This window comes from Paraburkholderia phenoliruptrix, from assembly GCF_902859825.1.
Taxonomy (GTDB): Bacteria; Pseudomonadota; Gammaproteobacteria; order Burkholderiales; family Burkholderiaceae; genus Paraburkholderia; species Paraburkholderia phenoliruptrix.
On sequence record NZ_CADIKB010000030.1, the window covers coordinates 13,308 to 38,704 of the forward strand.

Here is a 25,397-nt window from a genome sequence, read left to right on the forward strand (position 1 = left end):
ATGAAGCGCGACGCGATCACCCAGCTCGAGGCGCCATCCGATTCGCCGCTTTCACGGCTCGCGCACGTCGGCTTCCTGACGTTGCCGAACTTTTCGATGATCGCGTTCACGAGCGCGGTCGAGGTGCTGCGCATGGCCAACTACGTGGGCCGCGCGGAGCACTACACGTGGTCCGTGATCACGCCCGACGGCGAGCCGGCGCGAGCGAGCAACGGCATCACGGTGAAGCCCACCGTGACGCTCGCGCAAGCCGGCATGCCGGACGTGCTGATCGTCTGCGCCGGCTGGCATGTGCGCGATTACGTGGACGACACGGTGATCGCACTGCTGCGCGAAGTCGCGGCTCAGGGCATACCGCTTGGCGGCATCTGCACCGGACCCTACGCGCTTCTCGCTGCAGGCCTGCTCGACGGCTATCGCTGCACGGTGCATTGGGAAGACATGTCGCCGCTGCACAAGAGCTATCCGCATGTGCGTTTCGCCGACGAACTCTTTGTGATCGACCGCGATCGCATGACCTGCACGGGCGGCACCGCGCCGCTCGATCTGATGCTCAACCTGGTCGGCATGCGTCTCGGCCATGCGGTGGCGGCGCAGGTGTCCGAGCAGTTCATCGTGGAGAGGATTCGCGGTTCGACGGACTACCAGCACATTCCCGTCGATGCGCGCGTCGGCTTCACACGCGCCGAGCTGATCGAAGTCGTGCGGCTGATGGAGGCGAACATCGAAGAGCCGCTCTCGCTCGACGAACTCGCGCGGCTCGTGCATCTCTCTCAGCGGCATTTGCAGCGCATGTTCAAGATGTTCCTGAGCGTGTCGCCGACGCACTATTACCTGACGCTGCGTCTGCGGCGCGCACGTGAACTGCTGCGCAACACCGATGCCTCGATTGCACGCGTCACGGCGGTCTGCGGATTTCATTCGCCGTGCCATTTCAGCAAGGCATATCGCGCACAGTTCGGTCATGCGCCGAGCGTCGAGCGGCGGCTGTCGGCATAACACAACCTGTCACGAATCAACCACCCTGAGACCCTGAGGAACCGCCATGAAACGTTTGTGGGCTGCGTCGTTGTGCGCGCTGTCTGTGTCGTCCGTCACTTCCGTTGTAGCCGCCGAACCCGCGGCCTGCCGCGACGTCCGCTTTGCCGACGTCGGCTGGTCAGACATTGCAGCCACGACCGGGCTTGCGTCGACGGTGCTCGAGGGACTTGGCTACAAGCCGACCAAGACAATTGCATCGGTGCCGATCACCTTCGCCGGTGTGAAGAGCAAGCAGATCGACGTGTTCCTCGGCTACTGGTCGCCGACCATGGACCCGATGATCGACCCGTTCAAAAAGGCGGGCCAGGTGAATGTGCTGCCGACACCGAACCTGACGGGCGCGAAATACACGCTGGCGGTGCCCGATTACGCGTACCAGGCAGGCATCAAGTCGTTTGCCGACATCGCGAAGAACTACGACAAGCTTGGCGGCAAGATCTATGGCATCGAGCCGGGTAACGACGGCAATGCGCTCATCAAGAAGATGATCGACACGAACCAGTATGGACTGGGCAAGTTCAAGCTCGTGGAGTCGAGCGAGGCCGGCATGCTGGTCGAGGTGAACCGCGCGATCCGCGACAAGAAGCCGATCGTGTTCCTCGGCTGGGAGCCGCATCCGATGAACGTGCAGATGAAGATTGACTACCTGTCCGGCGGCGACGACGTCTTCGGTCCGAACTACGGCGAAGCAAAAGTGATGACTGTCACGCCGACCGATTATTCGACGCGCTGCCCGAACGTCGCGAAACTGGTGTCGAATCTGCACTTCACGACGGATATCGAGAACCACGTGATGCTGCCGATCATGAACAAGGTCGATCCGAACAAGGCCGCGCGCGAGTGGCTGAAGGCGAACCCCGCGGTACTCGACCAGTGGCTCGCGGGTGTCAAGACGTTCGACGGCAAGGATGGTTTGCCGGCTGTGAAGGCGTATGTGGCAGGAAAGTGATGGATGAGTTTTCGCGCCGCGCGATGCGGCGCGAAGCTCCTGCAGCGGAATGCAATTCACGGGTCAACTGCAGATTCGACCCATGAATAAAGGGCTCAGATCAAAGGCCACAATTAAAGCCCTTGGATCAGGGCATCAAATCGCCTGAGCCCGCCCCGGAAACGTCTCGTCATAATCCGCACCGGATTCCGCTTCAGCTGCGGTGCCGCGTTGCTCGCGGTACATCATCGGCGGCAGGCCGAATTGTTTGCGAAATTCGCGGCCCAGATGCGACGCATCGGAAAAGCCGCAGCTCGACGCAATATCGGCCACGGTCTTGTCCGAGCTCGTCAGCAACCACGCTGCGGTGCGCAAGCGCACCTGCTTCGCGTAAGCCTGCGGCGCCTTGCCGGTTTCAGCCTTGAAAAGCCGCTCCAGCTGACGCGGCGATAGATCGAGCTTGCGCGCCAGTTCCTCGAGCGAGAGGGAGCGGCCCACGTGCTGTTCCATCAGCAGGATGGCGCGCTTGACCTTGGGATGCGTGGCGGGCGCGAGCCCTGGCGGATGCGGCTGCGGCGCGTTGCCTTTCTGCATGTCGTCGACGAGCAGAATGCGCAGCGCTTTCTGCACGGTCGCGGTTTCGAAGTGGCGCAGCAGGATGGCCGCGGCCACGTCGATCGACGCCCTGCCGCCGGAACACGTAATGCGCCGCCGGTCGATCACGAAGAGCCGGTCGGCTACCAGCGACTCTTCATTCACCGCCGGAAAACGCTCGATGAAATCCCAGTAGTGAAACCAGCTCACGCAGATGCGATAACCGTCCAGCACGCCCGCGCGCATGAGCGAAAAGACGCCCGTGCACATGCCGACGAGTGTCGCATCCGTCGCGGCAGCGCGCCGGATAAACGCGAGCGTCGCGTCGCTCGCAGCCGGTCCCGAATGCAGCAACCCGCCCACTACGACCACGTAATCGAACGGCTCGGCGGTGTCGAAGGTCTCCCAAGGCGTGATCTGAATGCCGCAGCTCGCGCGCACCGGAGCAAGGGTTTCCCCTATGACGCTCCATGAGCAGCGCACCGGTTTGCTGAAATCGCCTTCGTCCGCGGACAGACGCAGCAGGTCGACGAAACCCGAGAACGCCGTCAGCGTGAAGTTCGGCAGAAGAATGATGCCGAAGCGGATGCGCTGCTTGGGCGCACCGTCGATGGATTGAAGGGGAAGCGATTCAGCGGAGTTCATGCAATGCAGCCGGAGCGAGAAAGGGTTAAGCCAAGCATAGCACCGGGGCCCGGCGCGGCATGCATCGTAATGCCCGCGGCCCGGCCCGGCAACCGGAACTGCCGCCGCCAACGCAGTGCCTGTCGAAAATACGTCAGAAGCTTTCGCAAATGCGCCGCCGCGCTTGGCGGGCCCGGCGTCTGGCGCCACTATCCCACTGCCATGCCGTTTTTATTCTATCGATTCAATTTGACGTGCGGTGCAATAGGGCCTGTTTCAAGGTAAATCCCGCCACCCTAGGTATTGCAACGCACAAGGCACGCCATGAACGTCAGCGTCTTCGATCTCTTCAAGATCGGTATCGGTCCTTCAAGCTCGCACACGGTCGGGCCGATGATCGCTGCTTGCCGTTTTGCGTCGCATATCGAAGATGCCAATCTGCTCGCCTTCGTGCGCCGCGTGAAGGTCGAACTGTTCGGCTCGCTGGGCGCGACCGGCAAGGGCCACGGCACCGACAAGGCCGTGCTGCTCGGACTCGAAGGCAATCTGCCCGAACTGATCGACCCCGACGTGATCGAGCCGCGCCTCGCCGCGATTCGCGAGACGAAGCAGCTTGCGCTCCTCGGTAAGCACACGGTCAAATTCGACGAGCGCGAGCACCTCGGCTTCTTCCGCAAGCTGATGCCGGGCGCGCCGGGCTCGAGCATCGTGCATCCGAACGGCATGCGTTTTCAGGCTTTCGACGAAAACGGGCAACTGCTCGTCGAAAAAGAGTATTACTCGATTGGCGGCGGCTTCGTGGTGAATCGCGAGGGCGACCGCGTGAACGGCGTGCGCGCTGGCGCCGAAGTGCCGTACCCGTTTCGCACCGGCGACGATCTGATGCGCGTGTGCCGGGAGAGCGGCCTGTCCATCGCACAGGTCACGCTGAAAAACGAATGCGCCGCGCGGTCCGAAAGCGAAGTGCGAGAAGGACTGCTTGCCATCTGGCGCACGATGGCGGCTTGCGTCGAACGCGGCTGCAAGGTCCGCGGCGAACTGCCCGGCCCGATGCATGTGAAGCGCCGCGCCGCCGACCTCTCTGCGCAGTTGCGTTCGCGCTCGGAAGAGTCGCTGCGCGATCCGCTTTCCATGCTCGACTGGGTCAATCTCTACGCGATGGCGGTCAACGAGGAAAACGCCGCAGGCGGCCGCGTCGTCACGGCACCCACCAACGGCGCGGCCGGCGTGATTCCCGCCGTACTGCACTACTACGTGAAGTTCATGCACGCGTCGAACGACGAAGGCATTGTCAATTTCCTGCTGACGGCGGCGGCGATCGGCATCATCTATAAAGAAACCGCCTCGATTTCAGGCGCCGAAGTGGGCTGCCAGGGCGAAGTCGGCGTGGCGTGCTCGATGGCTGCCGCAGCGCTCGCGGCCGTCATGGGCGGCACGCCCACGCAGGTTGAAAACGCCGCGGAAATCGGCATGGAGCACAACCTGGGCATGACCTGCGATCCCGTTGGCGGACTCGTGCAGATTCCCTGCATCGAACGCAATGCAATGGGCGCGATCAAGGCGATCAACGCAGCGCGTATGGCGATGAAGGGCGACGGCCAGCACTACGTGTCGCTCGATAACGTCATCAAGACGATGCGCGAAACCGGCGCGGACATGAAGACGAAATACAAGGAAACGTCGCGCGGCGGACTCGCCGTGAACGTCATCGAATGTTGAACCCCGTTTTGCATATTTCATGAAGCACCTGGCAGCAAGCACCGACAGTACCCACAAGGATCAATGATGAGCCGCTATTCGATATTCAGCCTGTTGCGCAACGGGATGTCGTATCACGAGAACTGGGAGCGACAGTGGAAGAGTCCCGAGCCCAAACGCGAGTACGACGTGGTGATCGTGGGCGGCGGCGGGCACGGTCTCGCCACGGCCTATTACCTCGCGAAGGAACACGGCGTGCGCAATGTCGCCGTGCTCGAGAAGGGCTGGATCGGCGGCGGCAATACGGCGCGCAATACGACCATCGTGCGCTCGAATTATCTGTGGGACGAATCGGCTGCGCTCTATGAAAAGGCCATGAAGTTGTGGGAAGGCCTCTCGCAGGACCTGAACTACAACGTGATGTTCAGCCAGCGCGGCGTGATGAATCTCGCGCACACGCTGCAGGACGTGCGCGACACGGAGCGCCGTGTGAATGCGAACCGGCTCAACGGCGTCGATGCGGAGTTCCTCACGCCGGCGCAGATCAAGGAACTCGAGCCGACCATCAATCTGAACAGCCGCTATCCGGTGCTCGGTGCATCGATCCAGCGGCGCGGCGGCGTCGCGCGTCACGACGCGGTGGCGTGGGGCTTCGCGCGCGGCGCGGACCAGGCCGGCGTCGATATTGTGCAGAACTGCCAGGTAACGGGCATCCGCCGCAACGGCAGCCAGGTGACGGGCGTCGATACGACGAAGGGTTTCATCAAGGCGAAGAAGGTCGCCATCGTCGCGGCGGGCAATACGTCCACGCTCGCCGATATGGCCGGCGTGCGCCTGCCGCTGGAAAGCCACCCGCTGCAGGCACTCGTGTCGGAGCCGATCAAGCCGGTGGTCAATACCGTCGTGATGTCGAACGCGGTGCATGCGTATATCAGCCAGTCCGACAAGGGCGATCTGGTGATCGGCGCGGGCGTCGACCAGTACACGGGTTTCGGTCAGCGCGGCAGCTTCCAGATTATCGAAGGCACGCTCGAAGCCATTGTCGAAATGTTCCCGGTGTTCTCGCGCGTGCGCATGAACCGTCAGTGGGGCGGCATTGTGGACGTGTCGCCGGACGCCTGCCCGATCATCAGCAAGACCGACGTGAAGGGCCTTTACTTCAATTGCGGCTGGGGCACGGGCGGTTTCAAGGCGACGCCGGGTTCGGGTTGGGCCTACGCGTACACCATCGCCAAGGACGAGCCGCACGAACTGAATGCGCCGTTCTCGCTGGACCGCTTTTATACGGGCCATCTCATCGACGAACACGGCGCTGCCGCCGTCGCCCACTAACGCACTAGAGCCAGAGAGACCTAATCATGCTGCTGATCGAATGCCCCTGGTGCGGGCCACGCGCCGAAACCGAATTTTCCTGCGGCGGCGAAGCGGACATCATGCGCCCGCTCGACTCCGAAAAACTCACCGACAAGGAATGGGGCGACTACCTGTTCATGCGCAAGAATCCGCGCGGCGTGCATCGTGAGCAATGGATGCATACGCAAGGTTGCCGCCGCTGGTTCAAGGCGCAGCGCGACACGGTGAGCTACGAGATCCAGGGCTACGAGACGTTCGATCGTCCGCTGCTCAAGATGGATAGCAACGAGGGCAAGGCACAAGAGGGCAAGACGCAATGAGCCAGAAAGACCGACTCCCGAATGGCGGGCGCATCAACCGCGCATTGCCGCTCACGTTCACATTCAACGGCCGCCAGTATCAGGGCTATCAGGGCGACACGCTCGCCTCCGCGCTGCTCGCGAACGGGCTGCGTTTCGTTGCGCGCAGCTGGAAATATCACCGGCCGCGCGGCATCGTGACCGCAGGCGTGGAAGAGCCGAATGCCGTCGTGCAGCTCGAAACCGGCGCGTATACCGTGCCGAACGCGCGCGCCACCGAAGTCGAGCTGTATCAGGGGCTCGTGGCGAACAGCGTGAATGCGAAGCCGAGCATCGAGAAGGATCGCATGGCGGTCAATCAGAAGATTGCGCGCTTCATTCCCGCGGGCTTCTACTACAAGACGTTCATGTGGCCGCGCAAGTTCTGGCCGAAATACGAGGAAGTCATCCGCGACGCGGCGGGCCTCGGCAAGGCGCCCGAACAACTCGACGCCGATCGCTACGACAAGTGCTTCGCGCATTGCGACGTGCTGGTGGTCGGCGGCGGACCGACGGGTCTCGCGGCCGCGCATGCGGCGGCGCTCTCCGGCGCGCGCGTCACGCTCGTCGACGATCAGCCCGAACTGGGCGGCTCGCTGCTGTCGTGCCGCGCGGAGATCGACGGTAAGCCGGCTTTGCAATGGGTACACAAGATCGAAGACGAACTGCGGCAAATGCCCGACGTGAAGATCCTGTCGCGCAGTACCGCGTTCGGCTATCAGGATCACAACCTCGTTACGGTGACGCAGCGTCTCACCGACCATCTGCCTGTGTCGCAACGCAAGGGCACGCGCGAACTGATGTGGAAAATCCGCGCCAAGCGCGTAATTCTCGCGACCGGTGCGCATGAACGGCCGATCGTCTTCGGCAACAACGATCTGCCCGGCGTGATGCTCGCGTCGGCCGTGTCGACGTATCTGCATCGCTATGCGGTGCTTCCGGGACGCGACGCTGTCGTCTTCACGAATAACGACGACGGTTACCAATGTGCGCTCGACCTGAAGGCGGCTGGCGCGCAAGTGACGGTGATCGACCCGCGCGCGGGCGAATCGAAGGGCACGCTGCCCGCGCTCGCACGCCGCTATGGCGTCAAGGTGATCAGCGGGGCGGTCATCACCGCGGCGCACGGTAAATTGCGCGTGGCATCCGTGGATGTGGCGTCGTATGCGAATGGTCAGGTGGGCGCCAAGCAAAGCGAATTGACCTGCGACCTCGTCGCGATGTCCGGCGGCTGGAGCCCCGTGCTGCATCTGTTCGCGCAATCGGGCGGCAAGGCGCACTGGCATGATCAGAAGGCCTGTTTCGTGCCGGGCAAGGCCATGCAGGCAGAGACGAGCGTGGGCGCCTGCAACGGCGATTTCACGCTGGGGCAGGGCATCCGCTTCGCGGTCGATGCAGGCGTCGAAGCGGCGCATGCCGCGGGTTACATCGTCAAGCGGCCGAATGCGGTGCAGGTGGCCGAGATCAGCGAAGCGAAGATGCAGCCGCTGTGGCTCGTCGGCGGACGCGAACTCGCCACGCGCGGGCCGAAGCAGTTCGTGGACTTCCAGAACGACGTCTCTGCCGCGGACATTTTCCTTGCCGCGCGCGAAGGTTTCGAGTCGGTGGAACACGTGAAGCGTTATACCGCGATGGGCTTTGGCACCGATCAGGGCAAGCTCGGCAACATCAACGGCATGGCGATTCTCGCGCAGGCGCTCGGCAAGACGATTCCCGAGACCGGCACGACGACGTTCCGCCCGAACTACACGCCTGTGACCTTCGGCACGTTCGCAGGACGCGAGCTTGGCGAGTTTCTCGATCCGGTGCGCAAGACCGCGGTGCACGAATGGCACGTGGAAAACGGCGCGGAATTCGAGGACGTCGGTAACTGGAAGCGTCCGTGGTACTTCCCGAAGAAAGGCGAAGACCTGCATGCGGCCGTCGCGCGCGAATCGCTCGCAGTGCGTACGAGTGTCGGCATTCTGGACGCGTCGACACTCGGCAAGATCGACATTCAGGGACCCGATTCGGCGAAGCTGCTGAACTGGGTCTATACGAATCCGTGGAGCAAGCTCGAAGTGGGCAAGTGCCGCTACGGCCTGATGCTCGACGAAAACGGCATGATCTTCGACGACGGCGTGACGGTGCGCCTCGGCGAACAGCACTACATGATGACGACCACCACCGGCGGCGCGGCGCGCGTGCTGACGTGGCTCGAGCGCTGGCTGCAGACGGAGTGGCCGGACATGCGGGTGCGTCTCGCATCGGTCACGGACCACTGGGCGACGTTCGCCGTGGTCGGCCCGAACAGCCGCAAGGTGCTGCAGAAAGTCTGTCATGACATCGACTTCGCAAACGCGGCGTTTCCGTTTATGAGCTACCGGGAAGGCACGGTGGCGGGTGCGGCCTCGCGTGTGATGCGTATCAGCTTCTCGGGCGAACTCGCCTATGAAGTGAACGTGCCGGCGAACGTCGGACGCGCGGTGTGGGAAGCGTTGATGGCCGCGGGCGCGGAATACGACATCACGCCCTACGGCACGGAAACGATGCACGTGTTGCGGGCGGAGAAGGGCTATATCATCGTCGGCCAGGATACCGACGGTTCCATGACGCCTTACGACCTCGGCATGGGCGGGCTCGTCGCGAAGTCGAAAGACTTTCTCGGCAAGCGTTCGCTCACGCGCTCGGACACCGCAAAGGCAGGTCGCAAGCAACTGGTCGGACTGCTCGCGGACGACCCGACCTTCGTGATACCGGAAGGCTCGCAAATCGTTGCGGGTCCGTTCCAGGGCGACACCGCGCCGATGCTCGGCCACGTCACGTCGAGCTACTTCAGCCCGATCCTGAAGCGCTCCATCGCGATGGCGGTCGTGAAGGGCGGACTCGACAAGATCGGCGAAACGGTCACGATCCCGCTTTCCAGCGGCAAACAGATAGCAGCGAAGATCACCAGCTCGGTGTTCTACGACAGCGAAGGAGCGCGTCAACATGTGGAATGAAACCAAAGCGGCGGCCTCGGTCGTGGATCGCGCCGTCGGCAAGCAAACCGGCGTATGGCAGGAATCGCCGCTCGTCGGTGCGGATGCGCTGCTGAAGAAGCATCAGGCAGCGGCAACCTCCGCGTTCAGGTTGGGCGAGCGGCCGTTCCTCGAACTCGTCAATGTGCGCGGCGACACGCGCGACGCCGCGTTCGTGCAGGCAGTGCAGCAGGTTCTCGGCTGCAAGCCACCGGAAAAGCCCAACACCGTCGCGCGCGGCAACGGCTACGACATGCTGTGGCTCGGTCCCGACGAGTGGCTCGTGCGCTCGGCAACGGCGCACGATGCGGCTCGCACGGCGCCGTTGCAAGCCGCACTCGGCGCTGCATTTGCAGGGGTTTTCGCGTCGGCAGTGGATATCGGCAGCGGCTATACGGTGCTCGAAATCAGCGGCTCGCGCACGCGTGAAGTGCTGTCGCGCGGCTGCCCGCTCGACCTTCATCCGAAGCTGTTCGGCGAAGGACAGTGCGCGCAGAGCCACTATTTCAAGGCATCCATCACGCTCGTGCCCACGGGCGCCGACAGTTTCGACATCGTCGTGCGCCGCAGCTTCGCGGACTACTTCGTGAAGATCATGCTCGATGCAGCCGAGCCGCTGATGTCGTGAGACAGCGAGCGGTGTTCCCCTGCACCGCTCGCGGCTTTTGCGCGGCGCGACCCTCATGAAGTCCACCCGTGTCGTTACCGCGCGCCTCACGGAGCGCGCGTGTCAGCAACGCGACGCCGATGCCGCGCTCGCGCTGCTCGATCAGAGCATGATGCTGCGGCACCGGCGCATCGCGCTGATCCGCTATCTGCACGCGCAGCAGCTCGGCGCGCCGTTGCAGGAGCGGCATCATCAATATGTGCAGAAGATTGCTGCGCGCCTGAGCACGGACGCGCTCGCGCGCATTGCCGGCGCTGCGCGGGCGCGCTTGCGTCGATAGTCCGTGCACTTCGCGTTGGCACGAACGACGCGCTCGTTCCATCCGGATGGCGTATTCCTTCTATGTGGCAGCTTTATGTCGGCGTCTACTTAATGAGCCGATCGGCATATCACTCGCGGCCACCGCCGCATCATTCAGGGGATGCCATGCCTACCGCTTCTCAGCCTCGCGCCAGTGCAGCCGCGCGACTCGAGCGTCTGCCGTTCTCCGGTTATCACCGGACCATCTTCATCATCATTGCCATTGCGTTTTTCTTCGATTCTGTCGATCTCGGCACGATGACCTTCGTGCTGGGCTCGATCAAGACCGAGTTCGGTCTTTCCACTGCAACAGCCGGGCTTGTCGCGAGTGCGAGCTTTTTCGGCATGGTGGGGGGCGCAGCGGTAGCGGGCCTGCTGGCAGATCGGTTCGGACGTCGCCCGGTTTTTCAGTGGAGCATGGTGCTGTGGGGCGTCGCGTCGTATCTATGCTCGACCGCGCACAGCGTGGAAGCGCTGATTTTCTATCGCGTACTGCTGGGCTTCGGCATGGGCATGGAGTTTCCGATTGCGCAGACATTGCTGTCGGAATTCGTTCCCGCTTCTTCACGCGGGCGTCTGATCGCACTGATGGACGGCTTCTGGCCGCTCGGTTTCATCACGGCGGGCGTAGTGTCGTACTTCGTACTGCCGAGCTTCGGCTGGCGCACCGAGTTCGCGTTGCTCGCCATTCCGGCCGTATTCGTGCTGATCGTGCGGCGCGTCGTGCCGGAATCGCCGCGTTGGCTCGAACATCGCGGGCGCCTCGGTGAGGCCGACACCATTCTCGCCGAAGTCGAAGCGAAGGTGATGAAGGCCGCGCGGCTGACTCACTTGCGCGCGCCTGTCATGCTCGCCGAACCGGTCGCGGCCAAGGGCGCCGGCGCGTTTCGCGAGATCTGGAGCGCGGCGTACCGCCGCCGCACCATCATGGTCTGGACGTTGTGGTTCTTCGCGCTGCTCGGGTTTTACGGACTGACTTCGTGGCTCGGCGCATTGATGCAGCAGGCGGGCTTTGCGGTGACGAAATCGGTGCTGTATACGGTGCTGATTTCTCTCGGCGGTATTCCGGGCTTTATCTGCGCGGCGTGGCTGGTCGAACGCTGGGGACGTAAGCCGACCTGCGTGGCGTCGCTGGCGGGCAGCGCTGTGATGGTCTATGTGTACGGACAAACCGCGCTGCATGCGCAAACGCCCACGTTGCTGATCTGCGCAGGGCTCGCGATGCAGTTCTTCCTGTTTGCGATGTGGGCGGTGCTGTACACCTACACGCCCGAGCTGTACGGAACGGGTGCGCGCGCAACGGGTTCCGGCTTTGCGTCGGCGATCGGACGCGTGGGTTCGTTGATCGGACCGTATGTGGTGGGCGTCGTGTTGCCGATGTTCGGACAAGGCGGCGTATTTTCGCTCGGCGCCATGTGCTTCGTGATTGCGGCTGCGGCTGTCTGGATTCTCGGCATCGAAACTCGCGGGCTCGCTCTCGAGACGCTCGTGTCCGAGGCGGTCGAGAGCGACGCACAAGGCGCGCTGCGCCCGGCGCGCGAATGACGATTCCGAGGCGTGCAGCAGCGTTCCGTTCGGCGCTACTGCACGCAATGCGAATCCGCTACGAGGAGCTGCTGCCGCTACTGCCCGCCGGCAACGAGAGCCGACATGATGCGGTACGCTGCGCTCACGCGGTCCTCAATCGGGAAGTTCTTGTTGGCAAGCAGTACGACGCCCACGCGTTTGCCAGGAATAAAGGCCACATAGGCGCCGAAGCCGTTCGTCGAGCCAGTCTTGTTGATCCACACATTCTGCTGCGGCGGTAGCGGCGGCTCGATGGCCGTGGCAGGTGTCGGCGTCACGGCCATGGAGGGTGCATTGCCCTCATGCAAGGTGCTCAATGTCACGGGGTACGGGTACTGCTCCCAGATGAGGTCCTGCGTCAGCGCGCCCGCCTTGTAGTAGCCCGTGTGCGTGGCCGTGATCGCGCGCTGAAGCTGGCTGTCCACGCCGATCAGGTTCATGTTCGCCTGAACGAAGCGGACCATGTCGGCCGCGGTGGTTCTCACGCCATAGGCTTCGTCGGCGAGAACGCCGCCTTTCATGCGGATCGGCGCGCCGTCTTTCGTATAGCCTTGCGCGTAGTCGGATATGTTTGCCGCGGGAACGTGGATGTAGCTGCCCGTCATGCCGAGCGCCGGAAACATGCGCTGCTCGATCAGCGATGCAAAGTCCTGGCCCATGCTCTTCGCCGTAATCAAACCGAGTGTGCCGATGCCGGGATTCGCATACGTGCGATAAGTGCCGGGCGCATACGCAGGCTTCCATGCCCGGAAATACTGCAGCAGCTGGGCGTTGTCGTGAATGTTGTCCGGCACCTGGAGCGGAAGCCCACCGGGCGTGTGCGTGCCGAGGTTCAGCAGGCTCACCTTGCCGAACGCACTGCCTCGCAACGAGGGCAGATAGTGTTGCGTGTCATCGGTGAGATGCAACTGGCCATTCAGCTGGGCATAAGCGGCGAGCGTCGCCGTGAAGGTCTTGCTGATCGAGCCGATTTCGAACAGCGTGCGCTGCGTGACCGGCTGGCGCGTTTCCGCCGACGCGACGCCATAGTCGAACACGTACGTCTTGCCGTTAGCGATCACACCGACCGCCATGCCAGGCACGTGGTGTCTTTCCATGAGCGGCTCTATTGCCGGGTCCACCAAGGATTTCATGGCGGCTGTCGCATCGTTCGCGGCGTCGTCTGCCGCCCGGCTTACGGGCGTGATCACACTGAGCGCAACGACGGCACTCGCCATCAGGCTCATCGCTTTTAGCTTCATTCGAGCGTTTTCCTTCCATGGTTATCGACGGATATGCTGACGCAGCACTATCTGCGCTTCGAGCAGCGCTGACAACCGAGGATAACTTTCGGGAAGGACAAGAAAAATTGATGGGCGGGGAGAATTCCCCGCGCGAGCGGAAGCCCAGGCGCTAGCGCGGGTGGGAGGATTAAACAGTCGCTCGTTCCCGCTTCCTTGAAGGCGCGCCATGGGCCACGAAATAGGGCGTTTCGACACGCGCCAGCGGCGTGCGTTGGCGAATCCGGTCGGCGATTTTTTCGGCCAGCATGATGGTCGGCGCGTTCAGGTTGCCGGTGGTGATGCGCGGCATGATGGACGCGTCGACCACGCGCAGTCCCTGCATGCCGTGCACGCGCCCTTCGTTGTCGACCACGGCCATGTCGTCGTAGCCCATCTTGCACGAGCACGAGGGGTGAAACGCCGTCTCCGCGCGCGCCCGTACGAAAGTGTCGAGTTGTGCATCGGTGGTCAGTTCGGCGCCCGGATTCAGCTCGCGTCCACGGTAACGGTCGAGCGCCGGCTGCCGCATGATCTCGCGCGTGATGCGAATGCCGTCGCGGAACTCGCGCCAGTCGAGCAGATCAGCCATGTAGTTAAAAAGGATGCTCGGATGCGCCGCCGGGTCGCGCGACGTGAGCTTCACGCGGCCGCGGCTCGGCGAGCGCATGGAACCGACATGCGCCTGGAAGCCATGCATTTTGATTGCATTCGAGCCGTTGTAGTTGATCGCGACCGGCAGGAAGTGATACTGGATGTTGGGCCACAAATCGTCGTCGCGTGTGCGAATAAAACCGCCCGCCTCGAACTGATTGCTTGCGCCGATGCCCGTGCCGTTCAGCATCCATTCGAGTCCGATGGCCGGCTGATTCCACCACTGCAGTGCAGGGTAGAGCGAGACAGGCTCCTTGCATTCGTACTGGATGTACATCTCGAGGTGATCCTGCAGGTTTTCGCCGACGCCCGGCAGATCGTGCACGAGCGGGATATCCAGCTCGCGCAACCATGTCGAGCGGCCCACGCCCGAGCGTTGCAGCAATTGCGGCGAGGCAATTGCGCCGCTGCATACCAGCACTTCGCGGCGCGCGTGCGCATTGACGGTGGCGCCGCCATGCAGATACGCGACGCCTACCGCGCGTTTGCCCGAGAACAGCACGCGATCGCTCAGCGCATGCGTGACGATAGTGAGGTTCGCACGCCCCTTGGCGCGATCCAGATAGCCCCGCGCGGTGCTGGCGCGCCGGCCGTTGGCCGTCACGGTGCGATCCATCGGGCCGAAGCCTTCCTGCTGATAGCCGTTCAGGTCGTCGGTGCGTGGAAAGCCGGCCTGCACGCCGGCCTCGACCATCGCGGCGAATAGGGGATTATTGCCGGGTTTGCTCGTGGTCACGTGCACGGGACCATCGCCGCCGTGATAGGCGTTGGGGCCCACGTCGCGCGTTTCGGCCTTGCGGAAATACGGCAGGCAGTCCAGATAGGTCCAGTTTTCGAGGCCCGGGCGCTCGGCCCAGCCGTCGTAATCGAGCGCATTGCCGCGGATATAGCACATGCCGTTGATCAGCGACGAGCCGCCGAGCCCCTTGCCGCGGCCGCATTCCATGCGGCGGTTGTTCATATGCGGCTCGGGGTCTGTCTCATAGGCCCAGTTGTAGCGGCGCCCTTGCAACGGGTAGGCGAGGGCCGCAGGCATCTGCGTGCGGAAATCGAAGCGGTAATCGGGGCCGCCCGCTTCGAGCAGCAGCACGGTGACGTCGGCATCTTCAGTGAGACGCGATGCCAGCACGTTGCCCGCCGAACCGGCACCGACGATGATGTAGTCGTATTCGTTCGAACTCATCGCAGCGCTCCTCAGAAGACCGGTTGATAGGCACCGAGCTCGACCTGCACGGACTTGATGCGTGTGTAGTGCTCGAGGGTGGTGATGCCGTTTTCGCGACCCACACCGGATTGCTTGTACCCGCCCACCGGCATTTCCGCGGGCGATTCGCCCCATGTGTTGATCCAGCAAACGCCTGCCTCGAGCCCGTGAATCACGCGATGCGCGCGCGACAGATTCTCGGTGACGATGCCTGCGGCAAGGCCATAGGCCGTGCGATTCGCGCGCGCGATGACTTCCTCTTCATCGTCGAATACGAGGATGCTCATGACCGGCCCGAAGATTTCCTCGCGCACGATGCGCATGTCGTCGCGACAGCCGGTGAACACGGTGGGCTCGACATATTGACCGCGCGCGAAGTGGCCTTCGCTCATACGCTTGCCGCCAGCGATCAGACGGGCGCCTTCCTGCATGCCGCTTTCGATGTAGCCGAGCACCTTCTGCAATTGCGCGGCACTCACGAGCGGGCCGAAGTTGGTCGCGGCCTCGCTCGGCGCGCCCACGCGAATGCGCTTCACGCGTTCCAGCACCAATGCCTCGAAACGCTCGAGCACGCTGCGCTGCACGAACACGCGCGTGCCGTTCGTGCAGACCTGACCCGAGCTGAAGAAGTTGGCGCTCATCGCGATGTCGGCGGCACGTTCGAGATTCGCGTCGTCGAACACGACGAGCGGCGACTTGCCGCCCAGTTCCATCGTCACTTCTTTGAGGGACGACGCGCCCGCCATGGACATCACCTTCTTGCCCGTTTCCACGCCGCCCGTGAACGAAATCTTTTCGATGTCCGGATGTCCGGCCAGCAGTGCGCCAACGCGCCCGTCACCTTGCACGACGTTGAAGACGCCAGCCGGCACGCCGGCTTGACTATAGATCTCCGCCAGTTTTAACGCAGTGAGCGGCGTGACTTCGCTCGGCTTGAAGATCATCGCGTTGCCCGCGGCCAGCGCGGGCGCCGACTTCCAGCACGCGATCTGAATCGGATAATTCCATGCGCCGATGCCCGCGCATACGCCGAGCGGTTCGCGCCGCGTGTACACGAACGACGACGGCCGCAGCGGAATCTGCTGGCCTTCTATCGCGGTGGCGAGTCCTGCGTAATACTCGATCACGTCCGCGCCCGTGACGATGTCCACCGCCAGCGTTTCGGCAATCGGCTTGCCGGTGTCGCCCGTTTCGAGCGCGGCGAGTTCGTCGTTGCGTTCGCGCAGAATCTCGACCGCGCGGCGCAGGATTCGCGAGCGCTGCATCGCCGTCAGCGCGGCCCATTCGCGCTGACCGTCGCGCGCGGATTGCACCGCCCGATCGACGTCCGCGGCACTGGCCTGCTGCACGGCGGCGAGGGTTTCGCCGGTCGCGGGGTCGACGGTGTCGAAGGTTTCACCGCTGGTCGCGTCGACATAAGCGCCGCCGATGTAGAGACGTTGCGTTGCGAAAACGGCCATCACTTGCTCCTTGGTAAAAATATCGCCCGGTGTTGCGTGTTGTCTCGTCAGCACGTTGCCCGCTCAGTCGCGCGCCGCCAGCACCAGGTCGATGTATTCGTTTGCCACGCGTAGCGCCGCTCTCGTGTCGAACGGCTCGCCCGATAACGCACCGCGCAGCCACAGTCCGTCGATCAACGCCGCGAGACCGCTGGCCGCGCGCCGGGCGGCCGCGCGCGGCAGCGCTTTCGAAAAGTCCGCGCACAGATTGGAGTTCAGACGGCGCGTGTTCACGTACTGCAGCCGCCGCAGCTGCGGTTTGTGCATGCTCTCCGACCAGAACGCGAGCCACGTCTTCATGACGGCCGCGCTCGTTTGTTCCGCATCGAAATTGGCCGCGACCACCGCGCGCAGTTTCGAACGCGGGTCAGGTTTGGCTGCGCGCCGCCGGCGCGAGGTGGCCTGCCACAAGTCGCGCAACACGTGTCGCATAGTGGCTTCGAGCAGGCCGTCCTTGTCGCCGAAATAGTGGCTGACAATGCCGGTGGAAATGCTGGCGCGTTGCGCCACCGACGCGAGCGTAGCCCCGGCGAGGCCGGTCTGGTCAATGGTGAGCAGCGTTGCGTCGATCAGCTGCGCGCGGCGGATTTCGCGCATTCCGAGCTTGGGCATGGTGTCGATGTGAAGATTGGACGACTCGCTTCGATCGATGCATGGTAGTTTTTTTATATTGAACGGTCAATCAATAAAAAACGTCGGAGAACGGACATGTCGGTTCCAGCCAAACCCGTGTCGCGTTCGATGCAGGTGATTTGCCGCCCTGGGCGCTACGCTCGTTGAACGGCGTGCGGCGCACAGGCCGCCCACCGCTCACAAGACATGGAGACATTCAATGAGCAGCAATCGCGGCGTCGTCTATCTGGGGCAGGGCAAAGTAGAAGTGCAATCGATCGACTATCCGAAGATGGTCGACCCACGTGGCCGCGCAATCGGCCACGGTGTGATCCTTAAAGTAGTTAGCACGAATATTTGCGGCTCGGACCAGCACATGGTGCGCGGTCGCACGACCGCCGAGGTCGGCCTCGTGCTCGGCCACGAAATCACTGGCGAGGTGATCGAGGTAGGCCGCGACGTGGAGACGCTCAGCATCGGCGACCTTGTCTCGGTCCCGTTCAACGTGGCGTGCGGACGCTGCCCGACCTGCAAGTCGCAGCACACGGGCGTATGCCTGAACGTGAACCCGTCGCGCGCGGGCGGCGCTTATGGCTACGTGGACATGGGCGGCTGGATCGGCGGCCAGGCCGAGTATGTGATGGTGCCGTATGCCGACTTCAATCTGCTGAAGTTTCCCGACCGCGAGCAGGCGATGGCGAAAATTCGCGATCTCACGTGTCTGTCCGACATTCTGCCGACCGGTTATCACGGCGCGGTAATGGCGGGCGTCAAGCCGGGTTCGACGGTGTACATCGCAGGTGCGGGACCGGTCGGCATGGCCGCGGCGGCGTCGGCGCGCCTGTTGGGCGCAGCGTGCACGATCGTCGGCGACATGAACGAGGCACGCCTCGCGCATGCTCGCAAGATGGGCTTCGAGACTGTCGATCTTTCGAAAGATGCGACGCTGGGTGAGCAGATTGAGCAGATTCTCGGCAAGCCGGAGGTGGATTGCGCGGTGGACTGCGTGGGCTTCGAAGCGCATGGCCACGGCAGCAGCGGCTCGCATGAGGAAGCGCCGGCCACGGTGCTCAACTCGCTGATGGAAATCACGCGTGCCGCGGGCGCGATCGGCATTCCCGGCCTCTATGTGACCGACGATCCGGGCGCCGTCGACGCCGCGGCGCGCAAGGGCAGCCTGAGCATCCGCTTCGGTCTCGGCTGGGCAAAGTCGCACTCGTTCCATACGGGCCAGACGCCGGTCATGAAGTACAACCACAACCTGATGCAGGCGATCTTGTGGGACCGTTTGCCGATTGCGGACATCGTGAACGTGACGGTGGTGTCGCTCGATCAGGCGCCGGACGGCTATCGCCAGTTCGACGGCGGCGCACCGCGCAAATTCGTCATCGATCCGCATGGTCTGCTGAAGGCGGCGTGAGCCCGGCGGCGAGTTAGCCGCATCCAACGAGAAACGCGTTGAACGGAAGCCCGTTCAACGCGTTTTTTTACTTGCTGGCGGCGAAAACGCTTTCGGCGCTCTGTGCTTTAGGAGCCGGTTCTTTCAGGCCGCCATCACCGGCGCAGAAGACAGCGAGGGCGCCTGCTTGCGGCGTTCGCGCGTGGGCGCAGTGCCGAATGCATCGCGATAGCTCTTTGAAAAGTGGCAGGCCGACTGGAAGCCGCACGCCATCGTGATGTTCATGATCGACATGTCGGTCTGCAGCAGCAGTTCGCGCGCGCGCCGCAAACGCAGCGTCAGATAGTAGTGCGTCGGCGTCATGCCGAGATGCTCGCGAAAGAGGCGCTGCAACTGCCGTTGCGACATGCCGGCAAGCCGCGCCAGTTCCTCGCGCGACAGCGGTTCTTCGATGTTGTTCTCCATCAGCGAGATCACTTCGAAGAGCGACTTGTTCGCCGAGCCGAGTCGCGCGACGAGCGGCATCTTCTGCTGCGCGCTGGTGTCGCGCACATGCTCGACGATGAACTGCTCGGCGATCTGTGTGACGCGTGCGGTGCCGACTCGCGGTGCGATCAGATTCAGCATCATGTCGAGCGGTGCCACGCCGCCCGTGCACGTCACACGGTCGCGGTCGATCACGAACAGCTCTTTCAGAAAACGCGTGTCGGGGAACTCTTCCTTGAGCGCCGACATGTTTTCCCAGTGGATCGCGCACGCATAGCCCGCGAGCAGACCGGCACGCGCGAGCGCATAGGTGCCGGTGCAGAGGCTGCCGAGCATGCAACCCATGCGCGCGAAGCGGCGCAATGCCGACAGATGCGCGGGCGTGGTCGCGCGCTGCACGTCGATGCCGCCGATCACGAAGACGATGTCGGGCTGACCGACGCATTCGACTGGACCCGTGTCGACCGATAGTCCATTGCTTGCGGTGACCGGCCCGCCGTCGGGGCTCACGATCGACCAGCGGTAAAGCGTTTGTCCCGTCAGGTAGTTCGCCATGCGCAGCACTTCGATAGCGTTGGTGAACGCGATCATCGTGAAGTTCGGAACGGGCATGAAGGCGAAATGCGACAGTGACGCCGTGCGATCGGTGGACATGATGAGGGGTGATTCCTTCGAATCTATAGTGTCGCGCCGCTGTGGGGCGCAGCGACTAATGTAATTTTGAGGACTAGGGCAACTACCGTGCCATCAGGCTAAACCCTCGGTTGCCGGCGGCTTCCGTGTTATGCCTCGGAGAAACGGCACCAGAAGGGCGCGGCTGCCGCGGATAGCCGCACCGCAAGCGCGCATTGCGTTCAGTTGCAGTGCAGCATGCAGCGCCATACAGCGGCACGCGCGGCCAAAGCGAACGATCGTGCGACACCGCCTCTATCGCCCACCAGCGGTACAAATCGACACCTTGAACGAAATGCCACCCGCCTGCTGCCCGCCGCTCGCGAGCAACTCCTAGAGCCGACTTGTCGAAAAAGGTCGCCTATGGCGGAAAAGGTAAAGAACGCGTCTGAATTCATAAATTGACGCGCGATGCAAGCGTCAAGAATAGACGTACGCAATCCGGCGGCGGCAGGGCAGAAACAAAGGCCCAGCAACGCTTCCGGCGCCTAACGTCAACGACTCCACGGACCTTCCATGTCGAACCCGAATCCTTTCTTCGAAGAATCGCTGACCGCGCGGGATGCGGCGGTGCGCGGCGCCATTTTGAAAGAGCTCGAGCGCCAGCAGTCGCAAGTCGAGCTGATCGCGTCGGAAAACATCGTCTCGCGCGCGGTGCTCGAAGCGCAAGGCTCGGTTCTGACCAACAAGTATGCGGAAGGCTATCCGGGCAAGCGCTACTACGGCGGTTGCGAATATGTCGACGAAATCGAAACGCTCGCGCTCGATCGTATCAAGCAACTGTTCAACGCAAAGTTCGCCAACGTGCAGCCGCATTCCGGCGCGCAGGCAAACGGCGCGGTGATGCTCGCCCTCGTGAAGCCGGGCGACACGGTACTCGGCATGTCGCTCGACGCGGGCGGCCACCTCACCCACGGCGCGAAGCCGGCGCTCTCGGGCAAGTGGTTCAACGCGGTGCAGTACGGTGTGAATCGCGACACGATGCTGATCGACTACGAGCAGATCGAGGAACTCGCGCAGCAGCACAAACCCGCGTTGCTGATCGCCGGCTTTTCCGCGTATCCGCGCGCGCTGGATTTCAAGCGTCTGCGTGCAATTGCCGACAGCGTCGGCGCGAAGCTGATGGTGGACATGGCTCACATCGCCGGCGTGATCGCGGCGGGACGTCACGCGAATCCGGTCGAGCATGCGCACGTGGTCACCTCGACCACGCACAAGACGTTGCGCGGCCCGCGCGGCGGCTTTGTGCTGACGAATGACGAAGAGATTGCCAAGAAGATCAACTCCGCGGTGTTCCCCGGCCTGCAAGGCGGCCCGCTGATGCATGTCATCGCGGGCAAGGCGGTTGCGTTCGGCGAGGCGCTGCAACCGTCGTTCAAGACGTATATCGACAGCGTGCTCGCGAACGCGCAGGCCCTCGGCGAGGTGCTGAAGGCAGGCGGCGTGGATCTGGTGACAGGCGGCACCGACAACCATCTGTTGCTGGTCGATCTGCGGCCGAAGGGTCTCAAGGGCAATCAGGTCGAGCAGGCGCTGGAGCGCGCGGGCATCACCTGCAACAAGAACGGCATTCCGTTCGACACCGAAAAGCCGACGGTCACCTCGGGCGTGCGCCTCGGCACGCCGGCGGGCACGACGCGCGGCTTCGGCGTGAACGAATTCCGCGACGTGGGCCGTCTGATCGTGGACGTGCTCGATGCGCTGCGCGATCACCCCGAAGGCCATGCGGCCACTGAACAACGCGTGCGCCGCGAAATCTTCGCGCTGTGCGAGCGCTTCCCCATCTACTGAGAACGCCTGGAGCAAACGATGAGCAATCTGCACGACAACAGCATCATCATCGACGGTTTGAACATTTCGAAGTTCGAGCGCTCGGTGTTCGAAGACATGCGCAAGGGCGGCGTGACCGCAGTGAACTGCACGGTGTCGGTCTGGGAGAGCTTCCAGAAGACGGTCGACAATATTGCCGAGATGAAGCAGCAGATCCGCGAATATGGCGAGATCCTCACGCTCGTGCGCACGACCGACGACATCTACCGCGCGAAGAAAGAGAACAAGACGGGCATTATTTTCGGCTTCCAGAATGCGCATGCATTCGAAGACAACCTCGGCTATATCGAGGCGTTCAAGGATCTCGGCGTGAACGTGGTGCAGCTTTGCTACAACACGCAGAACCTCGTCGGCACCGGTTGCTATGAGCGCGACGGCGGCCTGTCGGGTTATGGCCGCGAAGTGATTCAGGAAATGAACCGCGTCGGCATCATGGTCGATCTTTCGCATGTGGGCGGCAAGACGTCGTCCGAAGCAATTGCAGCTTCGAAAAAGCCGGTGTGCTATTCGCACTGCTGCCCCTCGGGTCTGAAAGAGCATCCGCGCAACAAGAGCGACGAGCAACTGAAAGAGATTGCAGATGCAGGCGGCTTTGTCGGCGTGACGATGTTTGCGCCGTTTCTTAAGCGCGGCGCGGACGCGACGGTGGAAGACTATATCGAGGCCATCGAATATGTGGTCGATCTGATTGGCGAAGATCAGGTCGGCATCGGCACCGACTTCACGCAAGGTTACAGCACCGAGTTCTTCGACTGGATCACGCACGACAAGGGCCGTTATCGCCAGTTGACGAACTTCGGCAAGGTCGTGAATCCCGAAGGCATTCGCACCATCGGCGAGTTTCCGAACCTGACCGCCGCGATGGAGCGTGCCGGCTGGAGCGAGACGCGCATCAGGAAAATCATGGGCGAGAACTGGGTGCGGGTATTCGGCGAAGTGTGGAAGGTCTGACCGTCACCGTCATTCAGCAAACGACATCACCCTATAAAAAGCGGAGTTTCCACATGCAACCCCAACTGCCTATCGACGTCGATCCGAACACCGGCGTCTGGACGACCGACGCGCTGCCCATGCTCTACGTGCCGCGTCATTTCTTCACCAACAACCACACCGCCGTCGAAGAAGCCCTCGGCATCGACGCGTATGCCGAGATTCTCTACAAGGCCGGCTACAAGTCGGCGTATTTCTGGTGCGACAAGGAAGCGAAGCAGCACGGCATTGCCGGCATGGCCGTATTCGAGCATTACCTGAAGCGCCTGTCGCAGCGCGGCTGGGGCATCTTTACGATCAGCGAAGCCGATCCGTCCACGTCGCATGCGCGTATCGAACTGCATCATTCGTCGTTCGTGCTCGCGCAACCGGGCAAGGTCGGCAAGCTCTGCTACATGTTCGCAGGCTGGTTCGCGGGCGCAATGGATTGGGTCAACGACACGGCGCCCGATGCTTCGCGCAAGGGGCCGCCGTCGAAATCGCGGGAAGCGCGCTGCGCGGCCGAAGGCCACGAGCATTGCGTGTTCGAAGTGTCGCCGCTCGCCGCATGACGCGCTGACCAGCACGCGTTATCACGCTCACGGCACAGCACTACCAGTCATATCATTCCGAGGTCGCAATGCGTTACCCGAACCTTTTCAAGCCTCTCACGCTGAACAAGCTGACCTTGCGCAACCGCATCGTCAGTACCGCGCATGCGGAGGTGTATGCGGAGCCGGGCGGCCTGCCTGGCGACCGTTATATCCGCTACTACGAAGAAAAGGCCAAGGGCGGTGTCGGCCTCGCGGTCTGCGGCGGTTCGAGCCCGGTGTCGATCGACAGTCCGCAAGGCTGGTGGAAGTCGGTGAATCTGTCGACTGACAAGATCATCGACCCGTTGTCCCGGCTCGCCGAAGCGATGCACGCGCACGGCGCGAAGATCATGATCCAGGCCACTCACATGGGCCGTCGCTCGGCGTTCCATGGGGAGCACTGGCCGCATCTGATGTCGCCCTCCGGCGTGCGGGAACCCGTGCATCGCGGCAATGCAAAGATCATCGAGGTGGAAGAGATCCGCCGCATCATCACGGACTTCGCGGCAGCCGCGAAACGCGTGAAGGACGCCGGCATGGACGGCGTGGAGATTTCGGCGGCGCACCAGCATCTGATCGATCAGTTCTGGAGCCCGCGCACCAACTTCCGTACCGACGAATGGGGCGGCTCGCTCGAAAACCGCCTGCGTTTCGGCGTGGAAGTACTGAAAGCGGTGCGCGAAGCGGTGGGGCCCGACTTCTGCGTGGGCTTGCGCATGTGCGGCGACGAGTTCCATGAAGACGGTCTCGACCATGAACAGCTGAAGGAAATCGCGCAGGCAATGAGCGAGAGCGGCCTGATCGATTATCTGGGCGTGATCGGTTCGGGCGCGGACACGCACAACACGCTCGCCAACTGCATGCCGCCGATGGCGCTGCCACCCGAGCCTTTCGTGCATCTCGCAGCCGGCATCAAATCGGTCGTGAAGATTCCGGTCATGCATGCGCAAAGTATTCGCGATGCAGGCCAGGCCGAGCGTCTGCTCGCGAGCGGCATGGTCGATCTGGTCGGCATGACGCGGGCGCAGATTGCCGATCCGCACATGGTCATCAAGATTCGCGATGGCCGCGAAGACGAAATCAAGCAATGCGTGGGCGCGAATTATTGCATCGACCGCCAGTACAACGGGCTCGACGTGCTGTGTGTGCAGAATGCCGCGACGTCGCGCGAAGCGACCATGCCGCATGTCATCACGCGCACGAGCGGGCCGAAGCGCAAGGTCGTCGTGGTCGGCGCCGGCCCTGCGGGTCTCGAGGCCGCTCGCGTCGCGAAGTCGCGCGGTCATGACGTAGTGCTGTTCGAGAAGAACGACTACGTGGGCGGCCAGATCATGCTTGCAGCCAAAGCGCCGCAACGCGAGCAGATGGCGGGCATTGTCCGCTGGTTCGACATGGAGACGAAGCGCCTTGGCGTGGACCGCCGTCTCGGTGTCGCCGCCGATGAGAAAACCATCATGGCGGAAAAACCCGACATCGTCGTGCTGGCTACGGGCGGCTCGTCGTTCACGTCGCAAGTCGCGGCGTGGGGCGTCGACGAAGGCCTTGCGGTCAGCTCGTGGGACGTGCTCTCGGGCAAGGTCGAACCGGGCAAGAACGTGCTCGTCTATGACGGCGTCAGCACGCATGCGGGCGCAGGTGTCGCGGATTTCATCGCGAGCCGCGGCTCGAATGTGGAAATCGTCACGCCCGACGTCAAGGTGGCCGACGACGTAGGCGGCACCACGTTCCCGATTTTCTACCGCCGTCTCTATGCGCAAGGCGTCATTCACACGCCGAACTACTGGCTCGACCGCGTGTACGAAGAAGACGGCAAGAAGATCGCCGTGATTCGCAACGAGTACACCGAGGAGCAGGAAGAGCGTGCGGTCGATCAGGTGGTGATCGAAAACGGCAGCACGCCGAACGACGAGCTGTACTGGAAGCTCAAGCCCGAGTCGGTGAATCGCGGTCAGGTGGACGTGCATAAGCTCTTTGCTTCGGAGCCGCAGCCGTCGCTGTCCGAGCCGCTCGGCAACGGCCGGTTCCTGCTGTTTCGCGTCGGCGACTGCATTTCCATGCACAACATTCACGGCGCGATCTACGACGCGCTGCGCCTTTGCAAGGACTTCTGAC

At 62.9% G+C, this 25,397-nt stretch carries 20 protein-coding genes; 14 read left to right on the forward strand and 6 right to left on the reverse strand.

The features are described from left to right. The gene (locus tag HV711_RS24115) at nucleotides 1–999 is read left to right on the forward strand and encodes a GlxA family transcriptional regulator (protein ID WP_013592269.1); all 999 of its coding nucleotides are present in this window, start codon (nucleotides 1–3) and stop codon (nucleotides 997–999) included. A gap of 46 nt (nucleotides 1,000–1,045) precedes the next feature. Continuing rightward, nucleotides 1,046–1,990, forward strand: a complete 945-nt coding sequence (locus HV711_RS24120) for a choline ABC transporter substrate-binding protein (protein WP_035481002.1) — start codon at nucleotides 1,046–1,048, stop codon at nucleotides 1,988–1,990. A gap of 135 nt (nucleotides 1,991–2,125) precedes the next feature. Here the strand turns inward: HV711_RS24120 and HV711_RS24125 are convergent, their stop codons facing one another. After that, the gene (locus HV711_RS24125) at nucleotides 2,126–3,208 is read right to left on the reverse strand and encodes a GlxA family transcriptional regulator (RefSeq protein ID WP_013592271.1); all 1,083 of its coding nucleotides are present in this window, start codon (nucleotides 3,206–3,208) and stop codon (nucleotides 2,126–2,128) included. A 303-nt stretch (nucleotides 3,209–3,511) separates the two neighbouring features. On the opposite strand from HV711_RS24125, the gene HV711_RS24130 reads away from it, so the two are divergent. From HV711_RS24130 to HV711_RS24160, 7 genes are all read left to right on the forward strand, one after another. Beyond that, on the forward strand, nucleotides 3,512–4,906 hold the full coding sequence (locus HV711_RS24130) for an L-serine ammonia-lyase (protein WP_013592272.1): 1,395 nt from the start codon (nucleotides 3,512–3,514) through the stop codon (nucleotides 4,904–4,906). Between the two features lie 66 nt (nucleotides 4,907–4,972). After that, on the forward strand, nucleotides 4,973–6,217 hold the full coding sequence (locus HV711_RS24135; protein ID WP_013592273.1) for a sarcosine oxidase subunit beta family protein: 1,245 nt from the start codon (nucleotides 4,973–4,975) through the stop codon (nucleotides 6,215–6,217). 26 nt (nucleotides 6,218–6,243) lie between these two features. After that, a complete protein-coding gene (locus HV711_RS24140; protein ID WP_013592274.1) occupies nucleotides 6,244–6,558 on the forward strand; it encodes a sarcosine oxidase subunit delta in 315 nt (104 codons plus the stop codon). Further along, nucleotides 6,555–9,557: a sarcosine oxidase subunit alpha family protein gene (locus HV711_RS24145; RefSeq protein ID WP_035481005.1), complete on the forward strand. Its 3,003-nt coding sequence runs from the start codon at nucleotides 6,555–6,557 to the stop codon at nucleotides 9,555–9,557. Before HV711_RS24140 ends, HV711_RS24145 begins: the two co-directional genes overlap by 4 nt. Next, nucleotides 9,547–10,203: a sarcosine oxidase subunit gamma gene (locus HV711_RS24150; protein WP_013592276.1), complete on the forward strand. Its 657-nt coding sequence runs from the start codon at nucleotides 9,547–9,549 to the stop codon at nucleotides 10,201–10,203. The genes HV711_RS24145 and HV711_RS24150 overlap by 11 nt, the downstream gene beginning before the upstream one ends. 55 nt (nucleotides 10,204–10,258) lie before the next feature. Next, on the forward strand, nucleotides 10,259–10,522 hold the full coding sequence (locus tag HV711_RS24155) for a hypothetical protein (RefSeq protein WP_035481007.1): 264 nt from the start codon (nucleotides 10,259–10,261) through the stop codon (nucleotides 10,520–10,522). A 146-nt stretch (nucleotides 10,523–10,668) separates the two neighbouring features. Next, the gene (locus HV711_RS24160; protein WP_035481009.1) at nucleotides 10,669–12,087 is read left to right on the forward strand and encodes an MFS transporter; all 1,419 of its coding nucleotides are present in this window, start codon (nucleotides 10,669–10,671) and stop codon (nucleotides 12,085–12,087) included. 77 nt (nucleotides 12,088–12,164) lie between these two features. Here the strand turns inward: HV711_RS24160 and ampC are convergent, their stop codons facing one another. The 4 genes from ampC to betI form a co-directional block, all read right to left on the reverse strand. Then, on the reverse strand, nucleotides 12,165–13,349 hold the full coding sequence (gene ampC / locus HV711_RS24165) for a class C beta-lactamase (protein WP_035481011.1): 1,185 nt from the start codon (nucleotides 13,347–13,349) through the stop codon (nucleotides 12,165–12,167). 169 nt (nucleotides 13,350–13,518) lie between these two features. Further along, entirely contained in the window at nucleotides 13,519–15,204 is a 1,686-nt protein-coding gene (betA, locus tag HV711_RS24170; RefSeq protein ID WP_035481013.1) for a choline dehydrogenase, read from the reverse strand. Between the two features lie 11 nt (nucleotides 15,205–15,215). Further along, complete coding sequence (betB, locus tag HV711_RS24175; protein ID WP_035481015.1) at nucleotides 15,216–16,685, reverse strand: betaine-aldehyde dehydrogenase; 1,470 nt, start codon at nucleotides 16,683–16,685, stop codon at nucleotides 15,216–15,218. Between the two features lie 63 nt (nucleotides 16,686–16,748). Continuing rightward, the gene (betI, locus tag HV711_RS24180) at nucleotides 16,749–17,336 is read right to left on the reverse strand and encodes a transcriptional regulator BetI (RefSeq protein WP_013592282.1); all 588 of its coding nucleotides are present in this window, start codon (nucleotides 17,334–17,336) and stop codon (nucleotides 16,749–16,751) included. Nucleotides 17,337–17,556: 220 nt separating this feature from the next. Here betI and fdhA point away from each other — a divergent pair, with 220 nt between their 5' ends. Then, nucleotides 17,557–18,756, forward strand: a complete 1,200-nt coding sequence (fdhA, locus tag HV711_RS24185; protein ID WP_013592283.1) for a formaldehyde dehydrogenase, glutathione-independent — start codon at nucleotides 17,557–17,559, stop codon at nucleotides 18,754–18,756. A gap of 123 nt (nucleotides 18,757–18,879) precedes the next feature. On the opposite strand, the gene HV711_RS24190 is transcribed toward fdhA, so the two are convergent. After that, on the reverse strand, nucleotides 18,880–19,875 hold the full coding sequence (locus tag HV711_RS24190) for a GlxA family transcriptional regulator (RefSeq protein ID WP_035481018.1): 996 nt from the start codon (nucleotides 19,873–19,875) through the stop codon (nucleotides 18,880–18,882). Nucleotides 19,876–20,409: 534 nt separating this feature from the next. Here HV711_RS24190 and HV711_RS24195 point away from each other — a divergent pair. From HV711_RS24195 to HV711_RS24210, 4 genes are all read left to right on the forward strand, one after another. Beyond that, a complete protein-coding gene (locus tag HV711_RS24195) occupies nucleotides 20,410–21,684 on the forward strand; it encodes a serine hydroxymethyltransferase (RefSeq protein WP_014973419.1) in 1,275 nt (424 codons plus the stop codon). Between the two features lie 18 nt (nucleotides 21,685–21,702). After that, entirely contained in the window at nucleotides 21,703–22,674 is a 972-nt protein-coding gene (locus tag HV711_RS24200; protein WP_013592286.1) for a dipeptidase, read from the forward strand. A 53-nt stretch (nucleotides 22,675–22,727) separates the two neighbouring features. Then, nucleotides 22,728–23,264: a DUF5943 domain-containing protein gene (locus HV711_RS24205; RefSeq protein WP_035481020.1), complete on the forward strand. Its 537-nt coding sequence runs from the start codon at nucleotides 22,728–22,730 to the stop codon at nucleotides 23,262–23,264. A gap of 68 nt (nucleotides 23,265–23,332) precedes the next feature. Then, nucleotides 23,333–25,396, forward strand: a complete 2,064-nt coding sequence (locus HV711_RS24210) for an NADH:flavin oxidoreductase (protein ID WP_035481022.1) — start codon at nucleotides 23,333–23,335, stop codon at nucleotides 25,394–25,396. The last annotated feature ends 1 nt before the right edge of the window (nucleotide 25,397 follow it).

Coding starts and splice junctions, on each gene's coding strand:
- HV711_RS24115 (WP_013592269.1), top strand. CDS start 1: ATGAAGCGCGACGCGATCACCCAGCTCGAGGCGCCATCCGATTCGCCG.
- HV711_RS24120 (WP_035481002.1), top strand. CDS start 1,046: ATGAAACGTTTGTGGGCTGCGTCGTTGTGCGCGCTGTCTGTGTCGTCC.
- HV711_RS24125 (WP_013592271.1), bottom strand. CDS start 3,208: ATGAACTCCGCTGAATCGCTTCCCCTTCAATCCATCGACGGTGCGCCC.
- HV711_RS24130 (WP_013592272.1), top strand. CDS start 3,512: ATGAACGTCAGCGTCTTCGATCTCTTCAAGATCGGTATCGGTCCTTCA.
- HV711_RS24135 (WP_013592273.1), top strand. CDS start 4,973: ATGAGCCGCTATTCGATATTCAGCCTGTTGCGCAACGGGATGTCGTAT.
- HV711_RS24140 (WP_013592274.1), top strand. CDS start 6,244: ATGCTGCTGATCGAATGCCCCTGGTGCGGGCCACGCGCCGAAACCGAA.
- HV711_RS24145 (WP_035481005.1), top strand. CDS start 6,555: ATGAGCCAGAAAGACCGACTCCCGAATGGCGGGCGCATCAACCGCGCA.
- HV711_RS24150 (WP_013592276.1), top strand. CDS start 9,547: ATGTGGAATGAAACCAAAGCGGCGGCCTCGGTCGTGGATCGCGCCGTC.
- HV711_RS24155 (WP_035481007.1), top strand. CDS start 10,259: ATGAAGTCCACCCGTGTCGTTACCGCGCGCCTCACGGAGCGCGCGTGT.
- HV711_RS24160 (WP_035481009.1), top strand. CDS start 10,669: ATGCCTACCGCTTCTCAGCCTCGCGCCAGTGCAGCCGCGCGACTCGAG.
- ampC (WP_035481011.1), bottom strand. CDS start 13,349: ATGAAGCTAAAAGCGATGAGCCTGATGGCGAGTGCCGTCGTTGCGCTC.
- betA (WP_035481013.1), bottom strand. CDS start 15,204: ATGAGTTCGAACGAATACGACTACATCATCGTCGGTGCCGGTTCGGCG.
- betB (WP_035481015.1), bottom strand. CDS start 16,685: ATGGCCGTTTTCGCAACGCAACGTCTCTACATCGGCGGCGCTTATGTC.
- betI (WP_013592282.1), bottom strand. CDS start 17,336: ATGCCCAAGCTCGGAATGCGCGAAATCCGCCGCGCGCAGCTGATCGAC.
- fdhA (WP_013592283.1), top strand. CDS start 17,557: ATGAGCAGCAATCGCGGCGTCGTCTATCTGGGGCAGGGCAAAGTAGAA.
- HV711_RS24190 (WP_035481018.1), bottom strand. CDS start 19,875: ATGTCCACCGATCGCACGGCGTCACTGTCGCATTTCGCCTTCATGCCC.
- HV711_RS24195 (WP_014973419.1), top strand. CDS start 20,410: ATGTCGAACCCGAATCCTTTCTTCGAAGAATCGCTGACCGCGCGGGAT.
- HV711_RS24200 (WP_013592286.1), top strand. CDS start 21,703: ATGAGCAATCTGCACGACAACAGCATCATCATCGACGGTTTGAACATT.
- HV711_RS24205 (WP_035481020.1), top strand. CDS start 22,728: ATGCAACCCCAACTGCCTATCGACGTCGATCCGAACACCGGCGTCTGG.
- HV711_RS24210 (WP_035481022.1), top strand. CDS start 23,333: ATGCGTTACCCGAACCTTTTCAAGCCTCTCACGCTGAACAAGCTGACC.